Raw genomic sequence first — 17,096 nt, 5'->3', positions numbered from 1 at the left:
ATTAATCTAAAACCTTTTTTGCTTGTAATTTATCATATAAATCAATAAATTCTTTTGCAAGTTCAATAACCATTTGTGCTGTCATCATTTGATCTTCAGCATGAATAAATAACACCGGAACTTGGTGTTTAACACCTTGGGCTTCTTGTTGAATAATACTCATATGTTGTTTTTCTGCTTCAATAATATTTTGTTCTGCTTCTGTAATTAAATTATTCGCATTTTCAATCTTTCCCTCTTTTGCTGTTTTAATTGCAATTAAAGCATTTGACTTTGCCATTCCAGCAAAAGTAATAATTCCAAATGATACTTCTTCAAAATTTACTTGTTCCATAATAATTTTCTCCTTTTCTTTATTTTACCTCGTTTATCTTCGAAAGGGCATAATATCCCGTCCCATACATTCCTGCTTTATCTTGTAAATTAGAAATTTCAATTTTAAAAGTTTTTAACATAAAATCACCAATTCGTGTTTTTACTAAATTTTCAAGAATTTGTTTTAATTTTACCCCCAAATTAGTAACTACTCCTGCCAAAATAATTACTTCGGGGTTTAAAGTATATAACATTGTAACAATGTGGTCGGCCAGTGGAATTAATCCTTATGTAATCGTTGCAATTGTAATTTCATCATTCTTATCAAATAATGGTTTAATGTCAACTAATTTTAAATCACATTGCAAGTTCTTTTTTAAAGTAGCTAATAAACTTTCTTGTTTTTCATCAGCCACTTGGTTGATTAATCTTGTTAAGCCCGTTGCCGACGAAACTGGTTCAATACAATGTTGTAAACCACAAGTACAAGGAAAACGGTTTTGAAAATAACCTCTATGGCCAAATTCTCCCGCATATCCATTTGCCCCAGTTCATAAGCGACCATCTAAAACAATACCACCACCAATGCCAGTTCCGAGAGTATATAATAATAATGATTCTTTTTTATCATAAATGCGATCTCAATATTCAGCTAATACAGCAGCATTAGCATCATTAATAATATGCACTGGTCTTTGAAAAAGATTTTCTGCTTCTTTTTTAATATTAAAATAATGTCAATTTAAATTACCCGCTAAAACAACAATTCCCCCTTTTTCATCTAAAAAACCAGGAATAGCAAAACCAATTTGACTTATTGTCGATCAATCAATGTGATATTTAATTAGTTGTTCATCAATTTCTGTTTTTAAATTTTCTAAAATTGCTTCTTTTTTTGTTGCCACTTTAAATTCACAAAGAATTGTTTTTTTTGTTGAAAAAACAGCACATTTTGAACTAGTTCCCCCTAAATCAATTGCCAAAACATTCATAGTATTTTATTTCCTTTCTATAACTCAATAATTTGTTTATCATTAGTATTATTAGTTAATTCTAGAATTTTAATAATTTCTAGTGAAATAGCTTTTGTAACAATGTTTGATTCTATTTTTTGATTTTTTCATAGTTCATAAATGTGGTCAATTTCAAAACATAATCCTTCACCAGCTGTTTTTAGTTGTTCATTAACATTTTTAAGTAAATTTCCTTGTAAATCATACACTTGATAAGTATATGCCATATGACAAGAATCTTTATGATAATCAACATGATATTTTTGTAAATTACCCCCCAATTTAATATACCCAGCTGTTCCTAAAATTTGAGCAGATAAATCACTGGATAAATTATCACTTGCTAAAATTGTTGAAATACCATTATTTTTATGACGAATATTTAAAACAGAAGTTTAAATCGCCCTATGGGTTGCATAAGCATTATTTAAATGTGTTACTAGCTGCGCTGGTCCTAGTAAATCAAGGCCAATAAATAAAGCATACATCCCTCCCGCGAGATGCAATCCAACAAATTTTGGATCATTTCAAATTGGTTGTGGTTTCTTGCCACTTGTTGAAACCTTAGAATGACTAGCACTTAAATATTCAATTGTTCCAATTAAACCAGCTTCAATATCTTTGCGCATTAGTTGATAAACCGGTGAAAAGCCAGTTTTAATACCATCAAATAGCAAAACATTATTAGTAGTTGCTAAATCATATAATTCTTTTGCGGTTTGATATGATAATGTTAATGGTTTTTCACAAAAAACATTAATTTTATTAATCAATAATTGCTTTGCAATTTCATAATGGGTGGCATCACTTGTTCCAATATAAGCCAAATCAAAGTTTGCTGCATCTTGAAGAAAATCATCTAAAGATTGATAAACTTTTTGAATTTGATATTCAGATTGATATTGGAACGCTTTTTCATGTGTTAAGTTATAAATCCCAAATAAGGTTATCTTATCGTAATATTTAGTATTTTTTAAATCATCTAAAAATCATTTTACAATTCGTCCTGCTCCAATAAAAACTATTTTCATTTAAGCCTCCTTATTGATATCAAAAATCTCATGTTGATTATCATAAAGATTCTTGTCATATGGCATATACTTATCAAGTGTATGATTTACAAGGAAATTTACTTAAAAATGTTAATGAACAACTAAAAACAGCTGGTGAAGGATTATGTTTTGAAATTGACCACATTTATGAACTATGAAAAAATCAAAAAATAGAATCAAACATTGTTACAAAAGCTATTTCACTAGAAATTATTAAAATTCTAGAATTAACTAATAATACTAATGATAAACAAATTATTGAGTTATAGAAAGGAAATAAAATACTATGAATGTTTTGGCAATTGATTTAGGGGGAAATAGTTCAAAATGTGCTGTTTTTTCAACAAAAAAAACAATTCTTTGTGAATTTAAAGTGGCAACAAAAAAAGAAGAAATTTTAGAAAATTTAAAAACAGAAATTGATGAAAATAAAAATTATGTAGTAAATAATATCTTAAATAACAAAAGTGGCAATATTGTGGGAAAAAATTTAATTTTATCTTTTGAAAAATTAAAGCAAGAAAACAAAAAGAAGTTTAATTTGCAAAACAAAAATGATAATAATAATGATTTACTAAATAAATATAACAATAATTATGATAACAAAACAACACAACAAAAATTTTCCATAGAAGAAGAAAAACAACTACTAGAAGATTTAGAAAATATTGATAACCCCAATTATTGAGATAATGGTTTTTATTTAGGATACAACAAATATGAAAAAATTGTTTAGTTTATTATCAATATTTTCGTTATCGTGTACGAACACAGTGAGTTTAATAGGCTGTGGTAATATTACAAATAACAAACCACATTTACCACCAACAAAACCAAAAGAACCAATAATCAAAGACATTTTTTACTATGAAAAATTAAAACAAGAGATTACAGCAGAAACTAAAGAATATGATGAAGTAATTAAAGAAATTGAAAATAGTAAAAAGGATTATGAAGGTGAAGAAGATTATCAAACAGAATTAAAACAAACACAAACAGAAAAATTTATCAAAATGTCGGAACTAAATAATTGTGAATATCAAATTTTACTATGTAAAAAATAAAATGAGTTTACAGACGAACAAAAACAACAAGCAATTAAGTTGTTAGAAAAACAAATAAAAAATTTAAATAGTGCTTTAAATTTACTAAGTGAAATTAAAAATAGTGATTTTGACCAGAAAGATTTAGAAAAAATTAAAACAAAAATTAAAAATATAAAAATTATTTTGGATGAAGTTAAAAGAAATTAAGAAGGGAAAGATTTAATGTGAAAAAATTTTTTAAATAAATTACCTATCAATTATAATTTTTATTTTAACAACTATATTTTTAATTTTATGTAGAGAGTGGTCATCAAAAGAAAATTTATTTTTTCCAATATATATTTATTTTTGTGTTATTAATTTTACTTTTGGTAGTTTGTTTGTACTATCAACTTTCCATGAAGTCTTGGAATTTATAGATAATAAAAAACAACAAAAAAATTAAAAAAGAAAGGAATGATTTAATGTGAAAAAATTTTTAAAAGAAATTAATTTATTAAAATTATTTATTAGTTGCTTATCAATTATAATGTGTGTTTTAATGACTACATTTTTAATTTTATGTAGAGAATGAATAAATGATGGTGGGGGTCTTTTTGTTTATGTTGTAGTTTGTATTTTTAATATTGTTATTGGTGGCGGAGTTATATTATGTATTTGTTTTGAAATTTTACAATTAATTAAAAATAAAAAACAAAACAAAAACAATATAAATAATGAAAACATATAACAGATTAAATTAAAAATAACATAAATAATTAAAATAACACAAAACAAGATAATTAATATCTTGTTTTTAGAAAGAGGTGCGGCAATGATTAATTGTCCGTTTTGTAAATATATTCATAATACTTATAATGAAAACAATATCCATATATTATTTTTTTGTTCTTATAGATATCCCAATCCATGAATCATTTTAGATAAAAGAAAAATTGGAAGAACGATGATTTATTATGCTTAAAGTAATTGAATTATTTGCTGGGATTGGAAGTCAAAGAAGAGCATTAGAAAAGATTGAAATTAACCATAAAGTAGTTGCTTTTTGTGATAATGATAAATACGCTGAAAAATCATACCGAGCAATTTTTAATGATTATGAAACCCCTAATTTAGGTGATATTACTAAACTAGAAACTTTACCGTATGCTGATTTAATAACTTGATCATTTCCATGCCAAGACATATCAAATGCCAATAATAATGGCCAAGGATTAAATGGCAAACGAAGTGGTTTAGCTTACAAAGTTGTTGATTTAATAAAAACAATGACAATAAAACCCCAATATCTTTTAATGGAAAATGTACCAAATTTATTAAGTAAAAAGTTTTTTGTTGGATTTCAAAATCTACAAAATCAACTTAATAAATTAGGATATAATAACCAATATTTTACAATGAGTGCCAAAGATTATGGAATTCCCCAAAATAGAAAACGATTGTTTATGATTTCAACATTAAAACAAGATTTTAAATTTCAATATCCCCAACCTTGTAATTTGAAATTTTTAGTAAAAGATATTTTAGAAAATAATGTGAATGAAAAATATTTTATTCGGCAAGAATCAATGAAAAAAGCAATTGAAAACAATAAACTTAAAATCATTGAAAAATGTGCTTATACAATTACAACAAAACAAATGCGATGAGGAAACGCAGGAATTATTGCAATTCCCAATTATATAAAAAAATTAAATGATGGAAAATTAATTATTAATCTGAGAAATTATAATCAAGTTAATATTTTTAATGACATAACAAAAAATAATCTTATTCCAACCATTACAACAGCACAAGGAAGACCACCACAAATTGCATTGCCAATTAAGGATTATGGTAATTTTATTGTTTTACCACGAGCAAAAGATGGTTTACTAGTTAACGGTTCATATAATCAGTTTTGAAAAACAGGAAATAATTATATGGGAACAATCGCAGCAAGTAATATCAATAAAATCATCGTTGATAACCATAAATTACAAGAACAAGATAGTAGTAAAATACTATATTTTTTAATTGATGAAAAAGAATATTTTTTACGAGTATTAACTCCGCGAGAATGTTGATTATTAATGGGATTTAGTAATAAAGATTTTGATAAAGCAAGCAAAGTTGTTTCAGAAACCCAACTTTATAAACAAGCCGGCAACAGTATTGTTGTTAATGTGTTAGAAAAAATATTTATATCAATGTTTCAAATAGAAAGGAAAGATAAAAGATGCAAAATAAAAGAAAAGTTTGGTGAAAATGACTTTTATATCCTTTAACAATTATTATTGGAATTTTGTTGCTAGTAATTTCCCCCATTTTATTTTTAATTACCCTCGGAATTGATTGTGATTTTATGCTCGGTGATTTATTGTTGCATTTATTTTGTCTTCCTTTTGAAAGGAAAAATAAAAATGACTAAGAAAAACAATATTAAAAATTATTTTAATAATCATCAACAACACTATCAAAAAAATAAAAATCTTTTTTATTGACAAATAAACAAATTTAACAAAAACAAATTTTTAAAATAACAAAGGAGGAGGAAAATATGAAATCAAACAACACGGCAAATTTTAGAGAAATAATTGTGATGTTATTACTTTATGAAGTAATGTTGTATTTGGTGTTTTTTTAGTAATTGTAGTTATATTTGCGATTTGAAAACTAATTTTTATTTTAGTTTCAATTATGCGAAGTGCAGATAGTCCGGAAGAAAGAGCAAATTATTTAAGTGCTTTAAAATTCCCAATTGGAGCAATTATATCTATATTGGTACTTACTGCCATTATGAATGTTGTTTTACAAGTTATCAAAACATATAACCCTAGTATTGGAACATAGTTGATAAAAAATGAAAGGAGGTGAAAAATTATGATAGTTAATGCACTATATAAACTAATATGATCGATTTTTGTACAAGGGCCATTGCAGTTAATTGCATCATTTAACACTGTTCTAAATTATTTAACAGGTGGTGTGGTTGGTGATTTAATGTTTGGATCAAAACAAGAATTTAGTTTTCAAAATATCCCAATGGCATTTTGATATTTTGTCATAACGGCTCTTTGTTTATTTTATTTAATATTTACAATTACCATGATTAAAATTTTGTTTCAAGATGCCAGCGAAACAAAAACAAAATTTATTGTTGCCTTACAAAATGGTAGTAAGGCATTTATTTTTATATTTTTAATTCCAATCTTTTTCTTTTTGGCAAATTTTGCAATTGCTAACATTGCCAAAATGATTACATCTGGATTTGGGGGCGAAAACGGAAATATTGCCAATTATCTATACAATATCGGAAACAAACATTGAGATGGTAGTGGTGATAATATACCAAGCAATTATTCCTATCCTGACAATATTGGTGATTTTAATATGATTGCCGAAGTTTTTGGAGTATGATTTATGCTATTTGCAATGTTTATGATTGGAATTGCTTTGGTACAAAAAATAATCGAATTGTTTTTCTTATTTATTATTTCGCCATAAGTAATGGTTATTATGACAATTGACAACGGGAAAGGAGCATTTATTTGAAAAGATATGGTAATTGCAAAATTTCTAGCATCAACCGCCACTTTAACAGGATATTTTATTTTTATGACAACAATTCAAACAATTTTAAGCACTAATTTAGCGGGATTGGGAATCGAAGGATATGGTAAATCATTGTTTGTAATTCTGATGATGTATGGTGGTGGTTTAGCGGTAATGGCATTTTCGGATGTTGTTGCCAACCTAATTGGTGAAGCAGCCGGTGTTCGTGAAGGGATGAGTTCAATGAAATCAACTGTTGCTGGTGGAATGATGGCAATGGGGGCTGGGAAAATAGCAGGAAAAGCATTCGGATTTGCTAAAAGTAAAAGAGCCAAACGAGCAATGGCAATGGGTGGCACTAGTATGGGCGAAAAAACCATGAACGCAATGGGTTCAATGGCTGGTGGCGGTGATGGTGATTGAGGTGATAATGAAACAGCAAGCGGTCAATCTCGCCAAGAAAAACCCCTTGACTTTCGTCATTTCTGACATGCTACCGAGGGAATGAGCTCAAGAGCCGGGATTGTTGGTTTGGCAGGATTTGGATTTGGAGTCACAACCCTAGCAACAAGCAAACTAGTGGGAGCAGCTCGCGGAGGTGGAACAAAAGGATTTTTCCGCCAAATTGGAACTGGGATTGCAACACCATTCAAGGCAATTGGAAAAAGATTTAATCCACAACTAGCTAGCAAAGGAACGGAAACTAACATATCAAAAACAATAGATTTAGATAAATGAAATAGAAAATCTTTAAACAAAAAACCAGGGAAAGTCGAAAACAAATTTACTAGCAAAAACAGTTTTTCATATCTTAAACCAACAATCAAAAAAGAAATGAAGCATAATCAAAAAGTTTCATTACAAAATTTAAATGAGAAACAAACAAAGATTAATGAAAAACTTAAAGATCATTTAACAAAATCAGACGCTAGACAGAAAAAATGAGATGAAAAAGCTGCCAAAAAAGCAGAAAAGAAAAAGCAATAATCAAAAAACACCTGACAAAAATAAGAAATGTGGTATAATGTAAATAAAAAGGAGTGATAAATCATAGGATTATGACGATTATTAGGTGGCGAAGTCAACTGAGAACGCGTTTCAAGAATGCAAGACAGAGGTCTTGCAACTGAAATTCACGCTGCAATTATTGATGCACTCGGGGGGGCGAATATTCCTTTAAGCATTGATAGATTAAATAGTGATAAACAAAATAATGTTATGTGAGTACTAGAAAAATTTGGTCATCAAGTTCCTGATTTAAATAGATATCCATTTTTATCAAAATCATATCTTGATCCTCAACAAACTTTAAAACAAAAACATAGTTTAGAAAATCAGAAAGATTGAGATCAAGCGTGAGAATGATATGATTACTATAAAAGTGGAATAATTCCATTTCTCGAATATCGCATTCAAATCCGCGAAAAAGAATTAGAAGAAATGGAAGAAGATTTAATAAAGTTCAATTCCAACCCAAAACCTACACGAGTTACTCGTAGATTAATTAAATCTTATGAAGAAAACATACCATTAAGAAAAACAGAAATTGCTAAATTAAAAAGAGGGTTGGAATCTATGAAAGCAAAAGAAATGCAAAAGAAGCAAGAAATAAAACCTGAGTTAATCCTTGAAAATGAAAATTTACGCTTAAAAAAAGAAATTTTAGAAATGGAACTAAAACTAAAAGAAACAAATAGAGAAAGATAAAATGTATCAAATATTAACTTATCAAAATTTAATTTAGAAAAGGAGATATATTTTATTTATGTATGAAAAAGGAAATAAAATTAATGTTAAAATAACAAATATTACTACGTATGGTGCTTTTTGTCGGGCAGAAAAAGCTGATGGCTTAATCCATATCAGTGAAATTTCAGATTACTTTGTTAGAGATATTAAAGATTTTTTTGATGTTGGTGATGAAATTGAAGTTGAGGTACTTGATTTTGATTCAGTTAGGAAACATCTTAAATTAAGTTATAAAAAGTGTCACCCTGAGTTATTAAAAACTTATGATAATGAAATTCAAGAAATAAAAGCAGCTTTTAAAAGTTTAAATAAAAAACAAAATAAAACAGACAATATTGAAAATATTAGTAAAACAAATGAAAACGAATAAATTAGCAAAAGTAATTAAGTGTAAAGTAAAGGGAGAAAAATATGTTAGAAATTTGTTGTCCTGGTAGAATTAAACAACAAGAGAATAAGAAAAAATATAAAAAGTAAAGGAGTTAAATTAATAAATGAATTATTTTGAAAATAAAAAAACAATTCCTAGATTTATTAAAAATAAAATTACTTTTATTAAAGTAATTTCGTTTTTTCAAATATTATTTTCTTTATTTTTATTCTTGTTTTTATCTTTCATATTATTTTTATATTATAACATTGATTATAAAAACAAAATTTTTAAATTAAATACAAATATTAATTTTATTTTTAATAAGATTGTTAAATCCCTTGAAATAGAATTAATTCCCTATCCATTTTTATTAATTTTTTTATTAATAATCTTTTTTCTTGTATTTATATATGGTTGTTTTAATTTAACAATGATAAAAAAACAAGCAAAAAAATATAAATTATGATTAAAAAATGATGAAAATACTATTCCAGAATTTATATATAATGTATATAAAAAAAGTATTGTATATAAAATTATTGCTAATTGATTTTGCAGTTTTTCTTATATAGTTGGTGTAATTACATTGTCTATATTGATATGATTACAATATCAGTATATTAATAATGAAAATATTTTTTATTTAGGTTTTTGAAAAATAGGAACAATAAAAAATTTACAAACAGAAATAATAATAACTAGTTCATTAATATTATTATTTTTTATTTTGCATTGTTTTTGTTTTATTCATTTTAAAAAAACTAAAACACAAATAATAGGTTATTGAGGAACAGATATCTTATCATTAGAAGAAAAAAAATATTTAAAAAGAAAAACAAATTGAATTTGTTTTATTATAATTGCTATATTATTAACAATTACATTATTTTCTATTTATATTATTATTAAAAAATTAAAAATAAAAAATAATAAAAAAATATTATCTTAGTGAAAATTAAATATATCTTAAAAATAAACAGCAGTTTTAATTTAATTGCTGTTTTTTATTTTATCAAAATAGAAAGGAAATAATAAAATGAAAAATAAAGATAACATCTTTAATTTTGATGCAAATACTAATTCATATTTTGAAAATGGAAATATTAAATATTATGAAATATTAAGAAAAAGTAAAAATAAATATAACTTTAATTTTATAGTTGGAAAAACCGGAAAAGGACAAGCATTTAATCCAAAAATCAATAGCAAAAAATAAAGTTGCTATTTTTTTATTTTTTCAAAATAGAAAGGAAAATAAAAATGAATGAAAAAATTACTTAGTTTTTTATCAATATTTTTGTTGTCGTTTGTAAACACGGTGAATTTAATTAGTTGTGAAAATATTACAAATAAAAAACCACACTTACAACATAATTCAGATAATGATTTAAAAGTTAATTCAGAAACAAATATTGATTTAGAAAAAATATACTTTCCCCACCCTGTTTTAATTCAACAGCGAGAATATAAAGGAACTTTCTTTAATCAATATAAAACAGATATAATCAAAAAATTAACTAATGCCTTTTTAAGCAAAGCAAATAATAATTTAGCAATTAAATTTAAAACAAAATTTATCACTTATGAACAATTACAAGGTTATTTAAAAATATACCAGCAAAATTATTGACAAAATTTATTGAATAATATTTGTCAAAAAAACCAAGATAATTTAAAGAAACTTATTTTATTGTTTTATAATTTTGTTGCTAATATTTGAAATAAAACAAATATCAGTGAAATTTTAAAGAAAATAGAAATTAAAAATGTGATTGATGGTGATAATAATGTCCTAGGACAAACAAATAATTACCAAACTATTTTAATAAAAAAGGTTTTATCTTGTGCGTTTGAAAAAACAATAAATAACGAATGACACAAAGGTCAATTTACAACCAATAACTTTCTGCATATTTTTATCCATGAATTAGGACATATCTTTTATTTTTATGATTGAGAAACATTTAAAATCAATCATATTTTTTATTTAAAGCAATTTTTAGGACAAAAAATTAACAACTTAAATAAATTTTCAGAACTAGACAAAGAAAAAGTGTTAAAGATATTTGCCAACAGTAATTATGGATTGAGTGATGATCACGAGTTATTGGCAGAGGGATTTGCATATTGGTTATTAACAAAACAAAATATGCAAACAAAAATATGAGCATTTTGAAACGAATACTTTACAAGTTATTTACCACAAATAAGAGATAAAAAAGAAAGGAAGTGTAAATGATGTTAAACACAATAATCGGAATGATGGGAACCATTGCTGTAATCGGTTTATTTGGTTGTTTATGAAAATTTCTTGGTATTAAATTACAAAAAATTAAAAAACAAATTGAAATAAGCAAATATAAAAAAACTTGTCGAATAATATTATATGTTAGTATAAGTTGTTTGTTGTTGCTTTTGTTAGTAATTGGATTATGATTCGGATTAATATATCCAACTTTGAAATAAAATGAAAATAATATTCAAGTTTTTAATATGTGTTTTTCGAATTGGCAATTATTTAACTGGAATGTACTTTTTCGCAACAAATTCAATATATTTAATTAAAAATTACAATATGAGTGAATGATTAATTTGATTTGTTATTATGCCAATTCATTTTATATTTTTTTATTTTATAGATTGAATATTATATAAGATTAAAATTTTTATCTAATTACATTTTTAAAAAATAGAAAGGGGGTTATATGCTGTGAAAAAGATTATATTATCATGTTTATTAACATCGTTGATTGGTGTAAGTGAACCACTTATTTTTAAATCATCCATCAATGATAATTTTTCAATTGCAAAGCAAGAACAAGTTATTAGTAAAAATGCAAAGAAAAGTTTTAATCCAACAGCACCAAGTTTTACAAAAAATATTAATTGAAATGATGATATTGATGTAGAAACGGGTGAAACTTGGGGTGGTGATTATACAAAAAAAGTAGAATCATCATATTATTATGTTAATGTACTTGATTATGCTAGTAGTTGAAATGATTTTAAAAATAAATACAAGCAGATTAAAATAGATTTTGAGGGTTATGTTGATCATAACAAAGCAGCAAAAGTGGATTATAATGCTTATCACTATATCGATCTAAATCAAATAAGTGGCATAGCAAAAGCATCACAAATTTTTCATCATTATCAAGGTTATACCCAAAATGAAGAATGAGGATGAGCAAATGTAAGATATCAATTAGAAAATAATCAAATCAAAATTGATTTTCTAGTTTATACACGGGCAAAAAACGGATGAAATTCAAGTAATACCTGAGCGAAAACATGATTAAAAGTTAATAAACTAATTTTTAATACAAGTTTTAGTTTTAATGATATGAAAAGTAATTTAGAAAGGATTTTTAATTAATGAAACAAAATAAAACAACTTGATTAAAGGGTGCCTTACCTTGAAATTTATTTAAAAAAGACCTTATTCCGACTTATAATTGAACTCATAAAGATATTAGAGAATGAGAAAGAAAATATAAAATTCGTAGTTGAGTAGTTAGTTTTTATACATGGAATTATGTAAAATGAAATGCAACAAATCTTATTAGTCAAATAATACAATAAAAATCATAAAAAATCAATTATAAATTTTTAAAAATCAAAATATTTATAGTTTTTATTTTATTTTAAGGAAAATTAAGCACACTAAAAAATAATTTATTAAATTACTTCAAATAAACCTATTTAAAATTATCTGAAAATACCTCTTTTGCTGTTTTTCAATTAAGAACAGGCCTTAATTTATCATTTATAACATTAACTACTCAATTTATTTTTTGTTGACTAACATTATTAAAATCAGTTCCCTTAGGAAATCATTGTCTAAGTTCAGAATTCATATATTCAATTAATGGTTTTTGTTGTGGTTTACCAGGGTCACAAAAATAAATTTGTGTTTCAGCAAATATTTCTAATTCTCTTCATTTACTAAATTCTTTTCCTCTATCAGTTATTATTCCTTTAATTTTCCCAAATAAATTATTACTTATAACAATATCTTTAAACTTTTCCACAACTTCATTAGCAGTATGGTTTTTTAATTTCATAACAAAATAACTTTTACTATTTTGTTCAACTAAAACCAAATTACTAGATTGATGCTCTTTTCCAACTATGGTATCCATTTCAAATCAACCAACATCAGTCTCTTTATTCTCAATATCTCATATTGATTTAAAATTAATTAATTTACCACGATTATCAAATTTTCCTTTTGTTTTATATTTTTTACCACGATGACGTAAATTATGTTTTAAAAAACCATAAAAACCCAAACGAATTCATTTATACAATGTTTTAACACAAACAGGAAATTTAATACCAAACTTTAGAAAATAACGATGAATAGGTTGTGATGGAGAATCACGATAAACATTAAATCTTATATTAATAAAATTTAATTGTTCTTCTGTAAACTTATATCTTTTATTATTCTTTTTTCTTTTCTCATAATACATTTTATCTGACTTATAAGCACTATATTCATCAATAGTTTTAAAACGCTTAATTTCTCGCAAAATAGTACTACGATTTCTGTTCAAACATTTAGCAATTTGTGAAATATTTATTTCACCATTCTTTTTTAAAAATAATTTTGATAATAATAATTTTTCCAATTTAACCTTATCAATAAAACTTAAATGACTATACATAACATTTATATACCTTTCATTAATTTATAAATTTAATATTAAAATTATTTAATACATTATTGATATATGATAAAATCAATTATAGCATTCAAGTAATTTTAATAAAGGAGAAGTAAAATATGAAAAAGTTACTAAGTATTTTAGGAGTAATCGGATTAACAGCAACAAGTACAACAACATTAATTAGTTGTGAAAAACCAAATAATAATTAAAACAGGGGGGGTAATAAACCTACACCAGAACCACAACAACTACCAGAAAATAGCAAATGAACTAATATTCCTAGAACACAGGCGCCTAATAAAGAATTTTTAACTGCTACTAATAAATGATATTTTTATATAAATAAATATGAAAATAATTATATAACGACAAAATTTTATTTTGATAATAATTTTATTAATAATCAAAACACTTGATGACAACACTTAAAAAATGATTCAGATTTTATTTGAAACTATAATTTAGTATATCGTTGAAATAAAAACAATGAACCACAAATACCAGAAATTAATAAAGACACAGGACTAATAATTGATTGAAAAGAATAAAAGGACTAACAAGTCCTTTTTTAAATTAATCGAACAAACTTCATAAAGATAATTAATAGGAATATATTTGTTATTGTATTATATAATGCTGGACTAAATTTTCATACCTCAAATGTTTGACTAAAAAAACTATATATTGTTTGAAATATTTTACCAACACCGCTTGCTAATTCTTTTACTTGTTTAACACCAGGAATATTATTTACAATTCAAATTGCAGCATTTTTTATATGACACGCTAAATTATATCAACTACAACTTTCATATTGGGCTTGTCATCATTGTCCATCAGGAAACAACCCGCCATTATTTATTTCTTGTCAGTTATAAATTCCAAAATTAAAATCACAATAACGGTACATATCATTTTCTTTTTGGGCTTGTAATTCAAAAACATTATAACCGATTTTTTGTTCTTCAATTTTTTTGTATTTTAAACCGTATTTATCTTTTAAAGCACCTTCAAAAACATAACCCTCATTTTGATTAATATTATAATTATTTGCAACTGAAAAATCATAATTAAATACATTACCATAATTAGTATTATAAAAACGATTTTTAAATGCTGAATACAATTTAATGTCTAATTGATTGTATTTATCAGAAAAATAAAAATAACGGGGATAAATTTTAAAACCATTATTTGCTAATAAACCATATTTTTTATTATATCCTTGTACATAAGTATCATTTTCTAAATCAAAAATTGTTCGTAAATAATCTTTATAAAAATTTTGGGAAACCGTAAACATACTATTTAATAGTTTTTCAAATTGATTTTTATTAGTATTAGTTTCATCAATTAAAACATCTCTAAAATTAATCAATTTTAAACCAAAAAAATTAATTAAAACAGTATCATACTGTAAATTATCAATATAACCACTTTCAATAAAATTACTGCGATTTTGAAATACAGGTACCAAAGCATGGGTAAAAAAGGCTTTTAAAAATTTATTAATCTCAATTTGACCTTTCATCTGTTCAAAAACCATTTTACCAATATTAGGAGAATTACCTTGATAATAATTATAAGTTTCAGCACTAAAATTAAAAGTATCTTCTTTTTCTTTTATGAAAGAAAATAAAAAACCTAAATCATCAGTATACCGATAATTATTATAATCACTACCATCCCAATATTGTTTAAAATGTGTTAATTCTAAACTACCAGCAATAATATTTTTATTTTCATCAATTGTTAAAATCATCCGATAAATTGATTTTCTAGTTAAAATAACATCAGGTTTTCAATCTAATTTTTCCATATTATTAATAATTTCAAAATCAAAAATTATTCTTTCACTACCCAAATTTGGGTCATCATAGTTTGGATTACCACCTTGCTGAATTCGGATATTTTCTTGTACAATAACATCAATATATTTAAGCAAAAAAGAACGAACATTTTGATAATATTCAGTATATCATTTTAATTTGCCATCATTATCAACAACGGGTAATTCTGGTTCACCGTTTCCATCTCAACGATATACTAAATTATAGTTTCAAATAAAATCTGAATCATTTTTTAAGTGTTGTCATAACAAATTTTGATTTTTAATAAAATTATTATCAAAATAAAATTTTGTAAGCAAATATTGACCATTTCTTTTTTCTCCATAAAAATATCATTTATTAGTAGCAGTTAAAAATTCTTTATTAGGTGCCTGTGTTCTAGGAATTTGTATTCAAAACTCATTAATCATTTTAACTAATTGTAAATTATCAATACCTCTTTCTAATTTATTAATAACTTCCACAGTATTAAAATACTTAGCAAAATAATAAGAAAAATCAGTTAATTCTTTTAAAAATTGTTTTTTATCAACATCATAGAATTTATCAATATTATATTGTTTAGCATAAGTATCTCAATTTTTATATAAATCCATAAACTCATCACTAGGCTTATCAAATGAAATTCCCGTTGAATAACTATCCTTTAAAAAGTCTAAATATCATTTATCATTATAAGTTAATGTTTGTGATGTTTTTAGAGTTGGATTAATAAAGTAATTTGTTTCAGACCAGTTTTCAAAAAAACTACTGCGTAAAAACATTGTATTAATAAAATCAGTTTCATTCATTCCCATTGTTTGTTAATTAACAGTATAATTCTGCTGATTTAAGGGTTTAAATGCTGTTAAAGTAATAAATGGAATAATTAAACCTAAAATACCTAAAATAGATATGGCAAATAAAGATAATGATTTTTTCATATTTATAATTCAACCCCTAACTATACAATGTTTTTGAAACAATAAACCCAACAATATATAAACTTGATATTGTTAACATTAATGGATGACTAAACAAAATTGCCATTTTACCAAACAAAGAAAGTAAAAAAGTATCTGAGTTATATAAATCCATAATGATATTTTTTGCTGATGTTAATTGATTTATAATCACCGTAATAAAACTAGTACCAAAAATAGCAAAAGCATCAACGACTTCGCGCGATAATCAGCCCCCTTTTTCTTGCGCTCAATGTGGCATATCAAAATGAAATAAGTTAATAATTGGTTTAATATTATTTTTTAACATTTCATTAATAACATTATTATAGAATGTAACTCCTTTTGGATTAATTGTTTTACCATCTGGAATTAATCTAGTCCATTGAATTGATGTTCGTAATGAATTAAAATTTAATTCCTTTGCAATTTTAATATCCTCTGGATAACGATGATAAAAATCATTTAAACAAGGTTGTTGATTAAAAAAACGATATTTTTCAATCTTAAATCAATAATCTCAATTTGAAGACAATTTACCATCTTCAAA

General features: G+C 24.8%; 22 protein-coding genes and 1 pseudogene. 16 read left to right on the top strand and 7 right to left on the bottom strand.

The window, feature by feature from the left end:
- Position 1: 1 nt before the first annotated feature.
- The 4 genes and pseudogenes from AACK91_RS05705 to AACK91_RS05690 form a co-directional block, all read right to left on the bottom strand.
- Positions 2-334, bottom strand: coding sequence for a PTS lactose/cellobiose transporter subunit IIA (locus AACK91_RS05705; protein WP_338965001.1), 333 nt, complete (start codon positions 332-334; stop codon positions 2-4).
- A 19-nt stretch (positions 335-353) separates the two neighbouring features.
- Positions 354-1,307: pseudogene (locus tag AACK91_RS05700) on the bottom strand (ROK family protein).
- A gap of 17 nt (positions 1,308-1,324) precedes the next feature.
- Positions 1,325-1,609 carry a hypothetical protein gene (locus AACK91_RS05695; RefSeq protein ID WP_338964998.1) on the bottom strand — a complete coding sequence of 95 codons (285 nt, stop codon included), beginning with the start codon at positions 1,607-1,609 and terminating at the stop codon, positions 1,325-1,327.
- Between the two features lie 114 nt (positions 1,610-1,723).
- Entirely contained in the window at positions 1,724-2,359 is a 636-nt protein-coding gene (locus AACK91_RS05690) for a Gfo/Idh/MocA family oxidoreductase (RefSeq protein WP_338964995.1), read from the bottom strand.
- Positions 2,360-2,418: 59 nt separating this feature from the next.
- Between AACK91_RS05690 and AACK91_RS05685 the strand changes: the two genes are divergently transcribed.
- The 14 genes from AACK91_RS05685 to AACK91_RS05620 all read left to right on the top strand — a co-directional run bounded on the left by AACK91_RS05685 (position 2,419) and on the right by AACK91_RS05620 (position 12,664).
- A complete protein-coding gene (locus tag AACK91_RS05685) occupies positions 2,419-2,649 on the top strand; it encodes a hypothetical protein (protein WP_338964994.1) in 231 nt (76 codons plus the stop codon).
- A gap of 17 nt (positions 2,650-2,666) precedes the next feature.
- Positions 2,667-3,116 carry a hypothetical protein gene (locus tag AACK91_RS05680; protein WP_338964992.1) on the top strand — a complete coding sequence of 150 codons (450 nt, stop codon included), beginning with the start codon at positions 2,667-2,669 and terminating at the stop codon, positions 3,114-3,116.
- On the top strand, positions 3,100-3,444 hold the full coding sequence (locus AACK91_RS05675) for a hypothetical protein (RefSeq protein ID WP_338964990.1): 345 nt from the start codon (positions 3,100-3,102) through the stop codon (positions 3,442-3,444). Before AACK91_RS05680 ends, AACK91_RS05675 begins: the two co-directional genes overlap by 17 nt.
- A 39-nt stretch (positions 3,445-3,483) precedes the next feature.
- The gene (locus tag AACK91_RS05670) at positions 3,484-3,633 is read left to right on the top strand and encodes a hypothetical protein (RefSeq protein ID WP_338964988.1); all 150 of its coding nucleotides are present in this window, start codon (positions 3,484-3,486) and stop codon (positions 3,631-3,633) included.
- Positions 3,634-4,382: 749 nt separating this feature from the next.
- A complete protein-coding gene (locus AACK91_RS05665) occupies positions 4,383-5,693 on the top strand; it encodes a DNA (cytosine-5-)-methyltransferase (protein WP_338964986.1) in 1,311 nt (436 codons plus the stop codon).
- Between the two features lie 412 nt (positions 5,694-6,105).
- Positions 6,106-6,258 (top strand): hypothetical protein, encoded by a 153-nt coding sequence (locus tag AACK91_RS05660; protein WP_338964984.1) that lies wholly within the window; start codon positions 6,106-6,108, stop codon positions 6,256-6,258.
- Between the two features lie 30 nt (positions 6,259-6,288).
- Entirely contained in the window at positions 6,289-6,912 is a 624-nt protein-coding gene (locus AACK91_RS05655) for an Mbov_0396 family ICE element transmembrane protein (RefSeq protein ID WP_338964981.1), read from the top strand.
- 12 nt (positions 6,913-6,924) lie between these two features.
- Positions 6,925-7,947, top strand: a complete 1,023-nt coding sequence (locus tag AACK91_RS05650) for a hypothetical protein (protein WP_338964979.1) — start codon at positions 6,925-6,927, stop codon at positions 7,945-7,947.
- A gap of 117 nt (positions 7,948-8,064) precedes the next feature.
- Complete coding sequence (locus AACK91_RS05645; RefSeq protein WP_338964976.1) at positions 8,065-8,667, top strand: hypothetical protein; 603 nt, start codon at positions 8,065-8,067, stop codon at positions 8,665-8,667.
- Between the two features lie 58 nt (positions 8,668-8,725).
- Positions 8,726-9,079, top strand: a complete 354-nt coding sequence (locus tag AACK91_RS05640) for a S1 RNA-binding domain-containing protein (RefSeq protein ID WP_338964973.1) — start codon at positions 8,726-8,728, stop codon at positions 9,077-9,079.
- 1,039 nt (positions 9,080-10,118) lie between these two features.
- Positions 10,119-10,298: a hypothetical protein gene (locus AACK91_RS05635; RefSeq protein ID WP_338964970.1), complete on the top strand. Its 180-nt coding sequence runs from the start codon at positions 10,119-10,121 to the stop codon at positions 10,296-10,298.
- Between the two features lie 48 nt (positions 10,299-10,346).
- A complete protein-coding gene (locus tag AACK91_RS05630) occupies positions 10,347-11,327 on the top strand; it encodes a hypothetical protein (RefSeq protein ID WP_338964967.1) in 981 nt (326 codons plus the stop codon).
- Between the two features lie 465 nt (positions 11,328-11,792).
- On the top strand, positions 11,793-12,458 hold the full coding sequence (locus tag AACK91_RS05625; RefSeq protein ID WP_338964964.1) for a hypothetical protein: 666 nt from the start codon (positions 11,793-11,795) through the stop codon (positions 12,456-12,458).
- Positions 12,458-12,664, top strand: a complete 207-nt coding sequence (locus AACK91_RS05620; RefSeq protein WP_338964961.1) for a hypothetical protein — start codon at positions 12,458-12,460, stop codon at positions 12,662-12,664. The genes AACK91_RS05625 and AACK91_RS05620 overlap by 1 nt, the downstream gene beginning before the upstream one ends.
- A gap of 116 nt (positions 12,665-12,780) precedes the next feature.
- On the opposite strand, the gene AACK91_RS05615 is transcribed toward AACK91_RS05620, so the two are convergent.
- A complete protein-coding gene (locus tag AACK91_RS05615) occupies positions 12,781-13,752 on the bottom strand; it encodes an IS30 family transposase (RefSeq protein ID WP_338964580.1) in 972 nt (323 codons plus the stop codon).
- Between the two features lie 119 nt (positions 13,753-13,871).
- On the opposite strand from AACK91_RS05615, the gene AACK91_RS05610 reads away from it, so the two are divergent.
- Together AACK91_RS05610 and AACK91_RS05605 are read left to right on the top strand one after the other, a co-directional pair.
- The gene (locus AACK91_RS05610) at positions 13,872-13,964 is read left to right on the top strand and encodes a lipoprotein (protein ID WP_338964578.1); all 93 of its coding nucleotides are present in this window, start codon (positions 13,872-13,874) and stop codon (positions 13,962-13,964) included.
- On the top strand, positions 13,942-14,067 hold the full coding sequence (locus AACK91_RS05605) for a hypothetical protein (protein WP_338964576.1): 126 nt from the start codon (positions 13,942-13,944) through the stop codon (positions 14,065-14,067). Before AACK91_RS05610 ends, AACK91_RS05605 begins: the two co-directional genes overlap by 23 nt.
- A 256-nt stretch (positions 14,068-14,323) precedes the next feature.
- On the opposite strand, the gene AACK91_RS05600 is transcribed toward AACK91_RS05605, so the two are convergent.
- The gene (locus AACK91_RS05600) at positions 14,324-16,402 is read right to left on the bottom strand and encodes a spiroplasma phage ORF1-like family protein (protein ID WP_422397288.1); all 2,079 of its coding nucleotides are present in this window, start codon (positions 16,400-16,402) and stop codon (positions 14,324-14,326) included.
- 142 nt (positions 16,403-16,544) lie between these two features.
- Entirely contained in the window at positions 16,545-17,081 is a 537-nt protein-coding gene (locus AACK91_RS05595; RefSeq protein WP_338964958.1) for a family 1 glycosylhydrolase, read from the bottom strand.
- Positions 17,082-17,096: the final 15 nt, after the last annotated feature.

The organism is Spiroplasma endosymbiont of Sarcophaga carnaria, assembly GCF_964019595.1.
In the GTDB taxonomy this organism is placed as follows: domain Bacteria; phylum Bacillota_I; class Bacilli_A; order Mycoplasmatales; family Mycoplasmataceae; genus Spiroplasma; species Spiroplasma poulsonii.
This window is presented reverse-complemented; position numbering and strand designations above follow the sequence as displayed.